11 protein-coding genes are annotated in these 12,965 nt (G+C 69.2%); 9 read left to right on the top strand and 2 right to left on the bottom strand.

The annotated features are described in order from the left end of the window. The 4 genes from pglZ to AOK08_RS27325 all read left to right on the top strand — a co-directional run. Positions 1-2,129, top strand: a 2,129-nt coding sequence (gene pglZ, locus AOK08_RS27310) for a BREX-2 system phosphatase PglZ (protein WP_055530907.1), incomplete at its 5' end; no start/stop codon positions are given. A 121-nt stretch (positions 2,130-2,250) separates the two neighbouring features. After that, entirely contained in the window at positions 2,251-3,615 is a 1,365-nt protein-coding gene (brxD, locus tag AOK08_RS27315; protein WP_055530909.1) for a BREX system ATP-binding protein BrxD, read from the top strand. A 54-nt stretch (positions 3,616-3,669) separates the two neighbouring features. Beyond that, entirely contained in the window at positions 3,670-5,832 is a 2,163-nt protein-coding gene (locus AOK08_RS27320) for a DEAD/DEAH box helicase (protein WP_055530911.1), read from the top strand. 231 nt (positions 5,833-6,063) lie between these two features. Next, on the top strand, positions 6,064-7,356 hold the full coding sequence (locus AOK08_RS27325; RefSeq protein ID WP_079054301.1) for a phosphotransferase enzyme family protein: 1,293 nt from the start codon (positions 6,064-6,066) through the stop codon (positions 7,354-7,356). A 218-nt stretch (positions 7,357-7,574) separates the two neighbouring features. Here AOK08_RS27325 and AOK08_RS27330 read toward each other — a convergent pair whose 3' ends face one another. After that, complete coding sequence (locus tag AOK08_RS27330; RefSeq protein WP_055530913.1) at positions 7,575-9,554, bottom strand: TnsA endonuclease N-terminal domain-containing protein; 1,980 nt, start codon at positions 9,552-9,554, stop codon at positions 7,575-7,577. Positions 9,555-9,714: 160 nt separating this feature from the next. Next, entirely contained in the window at positions 9,715-10,149 is a 435-nt protein-coding gene (locus tag AOK08_RS27335; RefSeq protein WP_055530915.1) for an NUDIX hydrolase, read from the bottom strand. Positions 10,150-10,327: 178 nt separating this feature from the next. Between AOK08_RS27335 and AOK08_RS43705 the strand changes: the two genes are divergently transcribed. The 5 genes from AOK08_RS43705 to AOK08_RS27350 all read left to right on the top strand — a co-directional run bounded on the left by AOK08_RS43705 (position 10,328) and on the right by AOK08_RS27350 (position 12,861). Next, entirely contained in the window at positions 10,328-10,489 is a 162-nt protein-coding gene (locus tag AOK08_RS43705) for a DUF397 domain-containing protein (RefSeq protein WP_157876813.1), read from the top strand. 226 nt (positions 10,490-10,715) lie between these two features. Continuing rightward, positions 10,716-10,955 carry a hypothetical protein gene (locus tag AOK08_RS45995; RefSeq protein ID WP_157876814.1) on the top strand — a complete coding sequence of 80 codons (240 nt, stop codon included), beginning with the start codon at positions 10,716-10,718 and terminating at the stop codon, positions 10,953-10,955. Further along, positions 10,945-11,580: a hypothetical protein gene (locus AOK08_RS27340; RefSeq protein ID WP_157876815.1), complete on the top strand. Its 636-nt coding sequence runs from the start codon at positions 10,945-10,947 to the stop codon at positions 11,578-11,580. The genes AOK08_RS45995 and AOK08_RS27340 overlap by 11 nt, the downstream gene beginning before the upstream one ends. Next, the gene (locus tag AOK08_RS27345) at positions 11,577-12,332 is read left to right on the top strand and encodes a hypothetical protein (RefSeq protein ID WP_055530919.1); all 756 of its coding nucleotides are present in this window, start codon (positions 11,577-11,579) and stop codon (positions 12,330-12,332) included. The genes AOK08_RS27340 and AOK08_RS27345 overlap by 4 nt, the downstream gene beginning before the upstream one ends. Positions 12,333-12,531: 199 nt before the next feature. Further along, entirely contained in the window at positions 12,532-12,861 is a 330-nt protein-coding gene (locus AOK08_RS27350; RefSeq protein WP_055530921.1) for a hypothetical protein, read from the top strand. Positions 12,862-12,965: the final 104 nt, after the last annotated feature.

Raw genomic sequence — 12,965 nt, forward strand, 5'->3', positions numbered from 1 at the left:
CGGACGCAGCCGCGTACGCGGTCGTCTGCGCCGCCCTGTGGGGGCACGCGGAGGCCGACCACGACCTGTACCGGGCACGGGGGCGAGCCGAGCGGTGGCTCGGCGAACAGCCGCCCTCCCAGGGCGACGACCTCGACAGACTCCTGGCCTCCTTCGGACACAACGGCGAGGCGTACGTCCGCGGCCTCGTCGACCGGGGCGAGCACCGGCTTGCCGACCCGGTCCTGACCCGGGCCGCACAGCTCGTCGCCCAGTTCGGGGCGCAGGCCGCCGCCGCTGCCAGCCCGCTGCTCCCGGCCGGACTCGACGCCCGGTTCACCGCCGCGGGCCGCGCCCTCCTCGACAGCGGCGCCGGGACAGTCACGGCCGCCGTCACCGCGCTGGCCGACCACACTCTGGCCGCCGACGGCGCCACCGCGGCCCGTATCGAGCGAGTACGGATGGCGGCGCGGCTGCGGCAGTGGCTCGCCGGCCAGCCCGGGGCCGACGTCGCCTCGGTGGCCGACGGCACCGCCCGCCAGATCCGCGAACTCGGCTGGGCGGACCGGGCCTTGGAGCACCTGGAAGCGGGCGGCGACTCGGACGACGTACTCGCCGACGCGTACAGCCGGATCGGCGCCCAGGCGCGGGACAAGCGCCGTGAACTGGACCGTGCGTTCTCCGAGCGGCTCGCGGTGTGGACCGCGGACGGCACGCCTCCCGGCGCGATGGTCACGGTGGAGAGTTTCCTGAACCGTGTCGTCGCTCCCGTCGTGGCCTGCCCCGGCCGACGGGTTCTGCTCCTCCTCGTCGACGGGATGAGTGCGGCGATAGCAGCCGAGCTCGGCGAAGAACTGCGCGGACAGTGGGCGGAGTTCGATCCGCTGCCCGACACAACCGGAGCGCCCGTCCGGCGTGCCGTGGCCGCCGCGCTGCCCACCCTCACCGCCGTATCCCGCACCTCGTTGTTCGCGGGCACCCTGATGAAGGGCGACCAGAGCGACGAGAAGCGGCTCTTCCCCCAGCACCCCTGCTGGAACGGAGCCCCGGCGGCCGTGTTCCACAAGGACGACCTGCGCGGCCCCGACACCGGCTCGCCTTTCTCCACCGCCCTCACCGAAGCTCTCGCCGACGAAGGAACCCATGTCGCGGTAGTCCTCAACACCGTCGACGACCGCCTCGCCAAGGAGCAGAAACTCGGCGATGGCACATGGCAGACCAAGGAGATCGCTGGACTGGACCCGCTGCTGCGGGCCGCTCGCGCGAACGGCATGACCGTGCTGCTCACCTCCGACCACGGCCATGTGATCGAGCGGCGCGGCAACAAGATCGACGCGGCCGGCACCATAGGGTCGGCCCGTCACCGCACCCCCGGCGGACCCGTCACACCGGCCGAGATCGAGCTGTCCGGACCGCGGGTGATCTGGCCGGAGCCCGGATCACGGATCGTCGCGCTGCGGGACCACGACACGCGGTACACCGCGCTCAAGGCGGGCTACCACGGCGGGGCGACCCTCGCCGAGTTCACGATTCCACTGCTCGCCCTGCTGCCCTTCGGCGCCGAGCCGCCGACCGGATGGCGGGAGCTGGGCGACCCGACACCCTCCTGGTGGACGCAGGACCCCGAGGGCGGTGCCGCAGCCGAGGCTGACGCTGATGTCGTGCCCGACGCCTCCGTGGCAAGCCCGCGCCGCAAGCAGAGCAGAAAGGCCGCCGCACCGGTGCCTGAGGGCGCTATCAGTTTGTTCGGCGAGGACGAGGTGGCAGCCCCCGCACCGCAGGAACCGGCCGACTCCGCAGCCGAGCCTGAGCCCGCGCCCTCCTCCGGCCAGTCCGAAGACCGTGCTGTCGCCTTGGTCGAGCGCCTTATGGCCACCGAGCTGTATCAGGCACAGCTGGACCTGCTCGCCCGTAAGCCACGCGACAAGACCGCCATCCCGAAGGCGCTGGCCGCGCTCGTCGAGGCCGGCACCCTGCCGATGACCGCTCTTGCCGAACGAGCGGGACAGCCCGCCACCCGTGCCCCCGGCTTCGCCGCGACCCTGGCCCAAGTTCTCAACTACGACGGGGCTCAGATCCTGGAGATCCTCCCCGACAACCGCACCCTGCGCCTGCATCGCGCCCAGCTGACCGAGCAGTTCGGGCTGTGAACCGGCGTAATGCGGCTGCGACGGGCGGGCCGGTTTCCCGGCCCACCCGGTCCGCGTGTCGGCGACCGGGCGTCCACATCGGTGTCCGTCCGGGTGAGCGGCCGGATGGGAGACTGTCCGGGTGAACGCGTTTGGATCTTCAACATCCGGGGCCGCCACCCCGGTCGGGGCCGTTCGACGGCGTGCCGTGGTGGACGCGCTGAGGCGCGGCGCCGTCCCCGAGAGCGGCCTCGACCTGCTCGCCACCGGCCTCGACCGCTTCGAGCGGGCCGTTGACGAGGAGCTGGACACCGTCGCCGCCGGCGGCTCGGTGTTCAAGGCCGTGCGCGGCGAGTACGGATCCGGCAAGACCTTCTTCACTCGCTGGCTCGGAGAACGTGCCAAACGACGCACCTTCGCCGTAGCCGAAGTACAGGTGTCGGAGACCGAGACCCCCCTGCACAAGCTGGAGACCGTCTACCGGCGGCTCACCGAGCGTATGACCACCGCGAGCTTCCCGCCCAGCGCCCTGAGGCCGGTCGTCGACGCCTGGTTCTACGCACTGGAGGAGGACGCACTCGCCGACGGCGCGAGCGAGAACGATCTGCCGCAGGCCGTGGAGAAGCTGCTCACCGCCCGCCTTGCCGAGGTGTCCCGGCACGCCCCCGCGTTCGCCACCGCTCTGCGCGGATACAAGCAGTCCCTGGACGCCGGAGACGAGGCCACCGCCGCTGCGGTCATGGCCTGGCTCGGCGGCCAGCCACACGTCGCCGCAGCCGCCCGACGCAGCGCAGGAGTCCGCGGCGACCTGGACCACTTCGGCGCCTTCGGCTTCCTCCAGGGCCTGCTCACCGTGCTCCGGGACGCCGGGCACGCCGGACTCGTCCTGGTCCTGGACGAGGTGGAGACCCTTCAACGCGTCCGCTCCGATGCCCGCGACAAGGCACTCAACGCGCTGCGGCAACTCATCGACGAGGTCCACTCCGGCCGCTTCCCCGGCCTGTACCTCGTCATCACCGGCACACCTGCCTTCTACGACGGACAGCAGGGCGTACAGCGACTCGCACCGCTCGCCCAGCGCCTCGCCACCGACTTCACCACGGACCCCCGCTTCGACAACCCTCGGGCCGTCCAAATCCGACTGTCTGGATTCACCGAGGAGTCGCTGACTGGCCTGGGTGCCACCATCCGTGACCTCTTCGCCGAAGGATCCCAGTCTCCCGAACGGATCAAGCAACTCGCCGACGACGCCTACCTCACCGACCTGGCACGGGCCGTGGGCGGGGCCCTCGGCGGAAAAGTCGGAGTAGCACCACGGCTGTATCTCAAGAAGCTGGTCGGAGATGTACTCGACCGGATCGACCAGTTCCCCGACTTCGACCCGCGCACGCACTACAAGCTGACAGTGGGAAGCGGCGACCTCACAGCCACCGAACGGAACTTCGCCGCTCCCGCGCCGACGGTCTCGGCGGACGACCTCGAACTCGACCTCGACCGAGAGCTCTGAAGACCTACTTCTCGAAGCACCGAACTCTGACGGACCAGTGCAGGAGTCACACACGTGCAGGATCAGTCGCGCGACACCGACCCGGTGGAACGCCTCGACCCGGTCGTCCTGCACCACATCGTCAACACGCTCGGGTGGCCCGATCTGCGCCCCCTGCAGAAGGCTGCCGTGCATCCGCTGATGGACGGCGAGGACGCGATCCTGCTCGCCCCGACGGCAGGCGGGAAGACGGAGGCGGCCACCTTCCCGCTGCTGTCCGCCATGCGGGATAAGCGCTGGACCGGCACCTCCGTGCTCTACCTGGCCCCGCTCAAGGCGCTCCTGAACAACCTGGTGCACCGGGTCGACAGCTACGCCCAGTGGTTGGGACGCCGAGCCGCGCTCTGGCACGGCGACACCCCTGAGTCCGTACGCCGCCGCATCCGCACCGATTCCCCTGACTTCCTGCTCACGACACCCGAGTCTCTCGAAGCGATGCTCATCAGCGTCAAGACCGACCACACGCACATGCTGGGCCGTGTGCGCGCCGTGGTCGTCGACGAGGTGCACGCCTTCGCCGGGGACGACCGCGGCTGGCACCTGCTCGCCGTACTCGAACGCCTGGAGCGACTGGCCGGCCAACGCATCCAGCGCATCGGCCTCTCCGCCACTGTGGGCAATCCCGACACCCTGCTCACCTGGCTCCAGGGCGCAACCCCCGCCGACCGCTGCGGCCGGGTCGTCGCCCCCGGCGTCACCCTGCCCGCCACCAACGGCACCCCTACAGCAGGTTCCGGAAACCTCCCGCGCCCCGCAGGAGAGGTAGAGCTCGACTACGTCGGATCCCTCGCCAACGCCGCCAAGGTGATCTCCACTCTGCACCTGGGCGAAAAGCGGCTCGTCTTCTGCGACTCCCGCAAGCAGGTGGAAGAACTCGGTGCGGCACTACGAGCCCGCGACGTCACCGTCTTCCTCTCCCACGCCTCCCTCTCCACCGACGAACGCGCACGCTCCGAGCAAGCCTTCGCCGAAGCCCGCGACTGCGTCATCGTCTCCACCTCCACCCTCGAACTCGGCATCGATGTCGGCGATCTCGACCGCGTCATCCAGATCGACTCACCCAGCACCGTGGCCTCCTTCCTTCAGCGCATCGGCCGCACCGGACGCCGCACCGGAACCTCCCGCAACTGCCTGTTCCTCACCACCCGCCCCGACACGCTCCTCCAAGCCGCCGGCCTGCTCACCCTGTGGGCCCGCGGCTGGGTCGAACCCGTGACCCCGCCGCCCTCGCCCCGCCACCTCGTCGCACAGCAACTCCTCGCCGTCACCCTGCAGGAACACCGCATCGGCGACCGTCTGTGGCCCGAACAATGGAACGGCCTCGCCCCCTTCGACCGCTCCGCCGCTCCCCTCCTGTCCCACCTAATCGACGGCGGCTTCCTCGACAGCGACGGCGGCATGCTGTTCATCGGCCCCGAGGCCGAGAAGCACTTCGGCCGACGGCACTTCATGGAATTGACCGCCTCCTTCACCGCGCCCCCCGAGTTCACCGTGCTCGCCGGACGCACCGAGATCGGCACCACCGACCCCACCGTCCTCACCGAAGAACGCCAAGGCCCGCGCCGCCTCCTCCTGGCCGGCCGCAGCTGGCAGGTCACGTTCATCGACTGGGCCCGACGCCGCGCCTTCGTCGAACCCGTCGAAGACGGCGGCATCGCGAAATGGCAGGGCAGCGAAGCCCGCGGCCTGTCGTACGCCCTCACCCGCGCCATGCGCGACGTCCTCCTCGGCACCGACCCCGACGTCCGCCTCACCCGCCGCGCCACCGCGACCCTTGCCGAACTCCGCATGAACCGCGCACCCCACGAAGTGCACCCTGCGGGCACCCTGCTGGTCCACGACGCGGATGCCGCCCGCTGGTGGACCTGGGCCGGCTACCGCGCCAACGCCACCCTCACAGCTTCCCTCGGAAACCTCGCCGACCCTGTGCAGCGCCCCACCGACACCCACGTCCGCCTCCGCCAGGACCTCTCCCCCGCCGACTGGAAGTCCGCCCGCGCCGAACTCCCCGACTCCCTCACCCTGCCAACCGTCGACCCGCGCGCCGTCCGCGGCCTCAAATTCTCCGCCGCCCTCCCGACCCGACTCGCCACCACCACCCTTGCCGAACGCCTCGCCGACCTCGACGGTGCCCTCGCCGCCGCCCGCGAGCCCGTGCGAGTGGAATGGTGCACCTGAACAGCGTGGTGTGGTGGACCGGCTGAACCACCGTCTGCAGCCAGAGGGTTGGCTCACGAGTTGGGTCTGGTACCGAATGGTGCCCGGTGAGAAAGTGCCGGAACTGTTCGCCAGGTGGGCCGCAGAAACGGGCATTGGCCGACACCGCCCAGCTCGCCCCCGCCCTGCCGTCAGCGGGCCGTGACGGGGACGTGGCGCTGGAGCAGGTGCCCTGCCCCTCCTGGGTCCTGCATGCACTTGTCCGACGACGGAAGCGGGCTGGACGCGGCGGTCCGAGCGCTGGTGGCCGGACGGGCCCGGGATTGGATCGCCGACGGCCAGAGCATCGAGGTCACCGTCGAGTGGACCACTCAACCCCGCACCACCCAGGCGCGCTTGGACCGATGCCACCAGGGGCCCGCCGGTGATGGGCGCAACGTGCCGAGACCCCCTGGGCAGGCCATAGAGTGCTCATCCGTTCACGGCACGTCACAAAGAGGGGTTATCTTGAACCCGCAAGCGCAGTCTGATCTCGCCTCGGTGCTCGCCAGCGCCTACGGCCTGCCCGGCGCCGTACTGGAACGGCTGCCGGTCGGCCAGGTGACCATCAACTACCGGGCCTATGTAGGCGATCAGGTGCTGTTCGTCAAGCACTATCAGGACAGCAGCGCGGGCCTGAGCGCCGATCAGGGTGCGGTCGACCAGACGCAACTGGCCGGCATTCACCAGGTGCCGGTCGCCTCAGTGCGACCTTCAACGGGCGGAGACACCATCGTCCGGCAGGGCGGCATCGCCGTCTCGGTGTGGGAATGGGTGCCCGGCGCGGTCGTCAACCACGGTCTCAACCCCGCCCAGCAGCGCGCCGCCGGAACAACCTTGGGCCGTATTCACACCACGTTCGCCGACCACCCGGCCGGATCCGGCCCGTCGGCGAAGCTGGACAAGTGGCTGCGCCCGGACATCGACAAACTCGAAGCCACCACGGTCAAGCTGCTGGGCATTGCCGGGGAACGGGCGCAGCGTGATGAGTTCGACGAGCAGGCGCTGCGGACCTTGGCCGAGCGGCGCGCGATGCTGCACCGTATCCCCGAGCTCCTGGCTGGCCTTCCGTCGCTGACGACGCAGGTTCTGCACGGCGACTACTCGGCCGTCAACTTGCTGTTCCAGGGCGACGAGCTGACCGCCGTCTTGGACTTCCTGCCTCCGGACCCGTTCCTGATCGCCTACGAGCTAGGCCGGATCGCGTTCGACCCGCGCACGGTCGTCCTGGACGAGGACTGGATGGCGGCGGGCGTGAACCTGGTCGGCGCCTACCTGGAGGCCAACCCGCACGTGCCGACGGCCGACGTCACCGCCTGTGCCCGAGTGGCACTGCTTCAGCTGATGACCAGCCTGTACGGCGTCAAACAACACTACCTCAAACCCGGTCTGCTCCAGGAGGACCTGGACCAGTTCTGGCTGCTGCGGCATGCCGCGGCTCAGCAGATGCTCGTGGGCCTCGGTGATGTCGAGAGCGCCCTGGCACGGGTGGCGCACCGCCGCTGACGACACCCGCGCACCTGCCGCCGGCGTCGAGCCGCCCGCCACCGTCCTGGAGCCTGGCGGCGTGCAGGACCGGATCGTCGCAGACCGTCGACGAGAGTCGCTCGGGCGCCCAGGGGCACCTGCCAACACGATCCGGCGAGATCAGCCTCTACGGGCGTTGCATGGCGGACCGACATACCGCCATCTGCAGTACGAGGGGATGGCGTACGAGTTGGTGGCTATCGGCTGCCCGCCTTCCACTGAGTGATGAGCTGCTCTCTCCACCCCTGGGGCGGGGGCCAGGGGATACCCCAGGCTGCAAGTTGGTCGCGGGTCCAGCCGCCTGCGGGGGTACGGGCAGCCTCGATGTCATCAGGAGAGGGGATATCGCCGTCCGAGGTGTATAGGGCGGCGGGCTCTTGAACGGCATCCGGAGGAAAAGGCTGGAGCGTGCCAGCGGCCGGTGCCGACGGGACACGGGAGTGGTTGGCCTGCGTACCGCTACGAAGCCGGTAGGGACGGATGGACCACTCCCAGCCGCGTTTCAAGATCAAGGCCGCGAGGCTCAGGGAATCCAGTGGCACCGTTCCGAGCGCGGCCTGTACCTGGGGCCAGGTCAGTTCGGTGTGCTCGTCCAGGGCGGCGGAGAGTACGACCTCCACGTGCGGATCGACCGGCCGGTTCTCCAGGAGACGTCGGGTGCGCTTGCTGTCGGTAGCGACAAGGCCCCAGCCCTTACTACGACAGAATGCCTCGACGGCACGGTACTTGGCGACGTTGACGGCCATCGCCATCTCGTAGACGGGTTTGACCTCGATGAGGATGCAGCGCCCGTCGGCCGTGGCCACGAGCAGGTCGGGATAGTAGGTACGATGTCGCCCGGCGAATTCATAGCTGATGGCGAGGGGCTGTTCCTGGTAGTACGCGATCTGCGGGGCGAAGCTGAGCAGCTGCACCACCCGCAGCTCCGTCTCCGACTCGTACGCCACGTCCCGGCCCAGCTTCGGGCAGTGCCAGGCCCCGAAGTCCCTGCCACCGCTGTTCTCTTCCCTCAGCGTCTCCAACTCCGCGCGCGGCGGAGCTGGTTCGAGCGTTCCGAACCAGTTGACCTCGGTCTCCAGCGCGGCCCAACGCTCGGTGGCGCGCTCGATGCGCCGCTGCTGTGTCGCTTCGCGGCGAGCGGACTCGTGGCGCAGCATGCGTATCGTCGCGGCTTCGGCCGCGAGGTTTTCCGCGCGCACCTTGTCGGCACCGGCCAGCCGAGCCAACAGCGGCACCGCCTGTCTCGGCGTTACGGAGGGAAGCAGAACGTCGGCAAGGTCGAGCAGCCGTTCGGCCGCCGACGGTCCTGTATCCAGTGACACGCGATCCACGCAGCTCAGCTCCGCCAGCACCCTGCGGGTCTTGCGAGAGGCGGGGGCAGCGGAACGTGCCATGCTGCGGAGGGCCCTGGTCTGTAGTTGGCGAACCCGTTCCCGCGAGATGCCGAGGGCTTCGGCTACTTTCTCCTGCGTCTGCGCCGGCTGGTCGTGCAGACCGAGGCGCCGGGAGAGGATCTCCCGGTCCCGCTCTTTGGGAACGTCTTCTGCAGCCGCAGCAACGAGTTCCCGCAGCACCAGCACCGTGTCGTCGTCCCGCTCGGCGATGAGATCCCAGTCGGCTGTCAAGCGCGCCGCTCCCGGGCACACGCACTCCAGCAGCCAGTCGTCCAGCAACAACTGCGTGCCGTCCTGCCACAGTCGACGGGCGGCCGGCTGCCGCACGGTGGCGGCCACGGCCGTCAGGTCGTGCACCTCTTGGCGCGCGAGGAAGACGTCGCGGCGTTCGCTCCGTAGGACATGACCGGTCACCTGCTCCCATTCGGCCAGCACCTCGTCGGCCGCGGCTGTATCCGCTAACCCTTCAGAGGCAGGGGCGCTCTGGTCACGTACCCGGCGCTCGCGCCGGGTACGGCGCCGGCGTTCGTCCAGCACCTTCTGCCATGAGTACGCCGCATCCCGAGCGAATCGTGCTCTCAGCCATTCCAGGGCCTCATCGCCAGCCGGGCCGGGCTGTGGAATGAGCAGCGCCAGGCGCGCGCCGATACCACCCGTCGTACGGCCATGCCGCTCAGCGAGTGCCGGCAGATCGAGCCCCTCCCGCACACCCTCGACAAGCCGAGCGTCCTCCGCCTCGCTCCACGCGCGACCGCGCCTGGATTCGGTCACCTGTTCCTGCACGCGTTTCCCCCACGGTCTTGTTCACTGCCCGGGCAGTATGCCCGCCAGCACTGACAAACACGTCAGTGATCAAGACAGGACTATTTGAAAGCCTCGCTGGCGTTGTGTAAGGAAGTTGCGTTCGCCGAACCGAACTGGGTGGCCGTGACCAAAACGGGGGTCAGTCGTACAGGCGTCCCAGGAACGCGCCCTGGCCGGACTGGAGGATGTGGGCGGCCTCCAGCGGGATCCAGAAGCACTCGAAGTGCGTGGGCTCCTGCTCCCTGTCATGCTCTTCCCGGCTCATCCACCGCTCCGGGGTGGACTCGGTCAGCTCCAGGTGGAAAACGTGGCGACGCTGGATCTCGAACCGGTACGGGCTGATGTCGTACTCGGTCTCGCCGAGCTTCCGCACGATCGTGAAGCCCTTCAGTCCGGTTTCCTCGCGCGCCTCTCGCAGCGCCGCCGCCTCGGGCTTCTCACCGTTGCGGATGCTGCCGGCCGGAACCTGGATGCCGACCTCCTCGTAGCTGTAGTCGGTGTGCCGGAACACCAGCAGCTTTCCATCGCGCACGACGTAGCACAGCACCTTTTCCTTGGTGACCCTCTCGGGCACGGGAACACCCCTCTTCAGTCAGCAGAACTCGGCAACGCCCACGGCGGGCGCGCAGTCGCGTGCACCCCTGCTTGCCGACGGCCGGCGCCGGGCAAACGGCCTTGAGTCTAGGCCGAATGATCAGGCGTGATGAAAGGCCGAGACTGGTCGAACTGGCTTGGGGCGGTGGCCAGATGAGGTGGGAGCGCGGCGGCCGTGGGCGGCTCGGTTCATCGCCGACAAGGGCATCGTGGCCCTGCGCGATTCCAAGAACACCGACAAGGCCCCGCACCTGTTCACCGACGCCGAATACGACACATTCGTCGGTGGCATCCTCCGCGGCGAACTTCGATGCAACTGATGTGCATCACTTGTGACTTGACGGCATGGCAGGCTGTACAGGAGGCCGGAAATAGCGCCACGCACCGGCCGGATTACCCAAGCAGGCAACCTTGCTGAACTCCTGCTCGCCATCGAGTGGACCCCCACGACCCGTCACCGCCGGAGGAATCAATGCAGCCAAGCCCGCGCGATCCGTTCCCTTACTGGGGCTGGGCGTGCTCAGTTGCAGGCTGGGAGCCACGGCCATGATGAAGTCCGCCACCACACCCAACTTCGCGGCGGGCTGGACCGCTCTCGTCGGCGGCCTGGCGTACCTGGTCGTGGCCCACCGGTCGCTGGCCCGGCAAGTCCTAGCCCTGCGCCAGGTTCAAGCAACGAGTCCCGGTGCTGAAACACCGGTAGGCAAGGCAGGCCAACTGGGCCGACTGCACCTGCTCACCAAGATCGGAGCACTCCGTGACCGCGGACATGATCGTGACAACTGACGCCTGGGACGCCGCCGTACGCCGCGCCACGGCCGTCGTCCACCGGGAGCGGCCCGGTGGGATGGACGAGGACAACTGGGACACCGTCGCCATGCGCGACATCATCGCCATGGTCCTCTACGCCCTGCACACGCGCGGCGGAGCGGCGGTCGAAGCGGTGCCGTGGGCGCAGGTGCTGTGGTGGCTGTGGGACGACGAGCATGTCATCGCACTCGTCGAGGACACGATCCCGGGAGCGGCCCAGTCCCTCACCGAGCCCGGCGGTGAACAGGACGATCCGGTACTCGCGCGGTGGCGGTGGCTGAACCGGACCTGGGACCCCGATGCCCCCGTCCGGCGCCGCAACCTGCCACCGACGTCCTGGGAATTCCTCCGGCAGCAGCGGGAGAACGCATCCGGCGCCCCGCTCCCGGAGCCGCGGTGGGACGGGATGAGCCGCGGGATCGGCGACGGGCTTCCGGACCCCGCGCTCGTTATGAACACTTCGGGTGTCTCACGACCGTCACTGTCTCATCAGAGCGGCGGGCTCCGACTTGACCGCGTACGGTGGACCGCCTCCCTGGGTGTCTCAGAAGTCGCCGACAAGCGTTACTCGTTCGAGACCGCCTGGAGGCTCGCAGCATGACGGAGGAGCGTCCACTGGCCTGGGCACAGGCGGTTCAACGCGCCGACGAGATCGCGGCACTCGGACATCATCCGGCGGACTCGTGGGATGGGCGTGCGATTCGCGGCGTGCTCGCGGTGACCCTCTCGGTCCTGGCCAAGCGGCAGGAACGCTCCGTTGAGGAAGTGGACACCGGAAGCGTGCTGTGGCACCTCGAGCAGGGACCCGCCATGGTGTACGAACTCGGGGGCGAGTTGGAACCGGCAGCTGAAGATGCCGAGCCCGAGAAGGCGGCTGTTGAGTGGGCTTGGTTGGTCCGCCGGTGGCCTACGGCGCCCGCGCTCGCCAATAGCGGCGGGATGCCGCGCGGAATCGGACGGGGTTCACCCCTGCCTGCGGTCGACGTTGTTACGGGATGGGCCTGCGCAGCTGCGCAGGCGGCGCTTGCCGCCGAGCGGCCAGCAGGACTGGCGCCGCGAACCCGGGTACGGGTAGTCGCCGGCGAGGACAAGGGGCGGAGTGGGGAAGTTGTCGCCCCGGCCTGGCTGATGGACGACGAGCACCGCACGGTGCTGCCCGGGCCGCCGCCCGGTTACGAGGTGGTCTTCACCGTGTCGGGGCAGGAGAGCGAGCCTCGGCGGGTGGCGATGTCGACCATCGGGGGCGAGATCCAGATCGAGGTCCCCGGCCCGCATGGCGAGCACGTGATCGTACGGACAGGCGACCTCGATCCAGAGGAACACGAAGCCGCCACTCAGCCCTCTTCACCGTAGATGTCGGCGAGTTGACACGACGGTCACCGGGTCTTGGTGCGGCGGGATTGCCGCCGGCCCCGTATGGCGCGCGCCCCAGGATGGGCCCAGCCGATCAGGTGACGACCACAGTGGCGCGCGATCTGATGAACTGGGTTGTCCCCATCGGGGGCGCCTACCTCCCCCTCGTAATCTCGCAAGCAGCATCGACTGGAGCCTCATGTCCGCAACCACCGTCGTCCCCGACACGGACGAACTCTCACGCCGCATCGCAGAGGCGGATCCTGACCGCGTTGTCCCCGGGCTGTATCCGGGCATCCTCAAGATGGCCGGGCGGACCCTGAGCGGCTCGGGCGTTGCCGTCGCGCTGTCCCTCGCCATCGCGGGACACACGCGAGGACCGGACGGCGACAACGCCCCACCCCGCGTTTACGAGGCGCTGCTGATGAAGCTGCTGCCCGATTTCGTCAACGCGATCGTGGATGACGAACAGGTCCGCGCCGACGCCCTCGCGACTCTGGAGAAGGCCACCGGTAGGGGCACTTCTTAGTCCTCGTCGCCCCAGACCGCGGCGAGTCGGTCAAGTTCACGGCGCTGCTGCTCGCCGATAAGGATGTCCCCGATCGTGCTGCCTCGCTCCCAGTACGGGCCGTC

The sequence above is a fragment of the Streptomyces graminilatus genome (assembly GCF_001418565.1).
Classification (GTDB): Bacteria; Actinomycetota; Actinomycetes; order Streptomycetales; family Streptomycetaceae; genus Streptomyces; species Streptomyces graminilatus.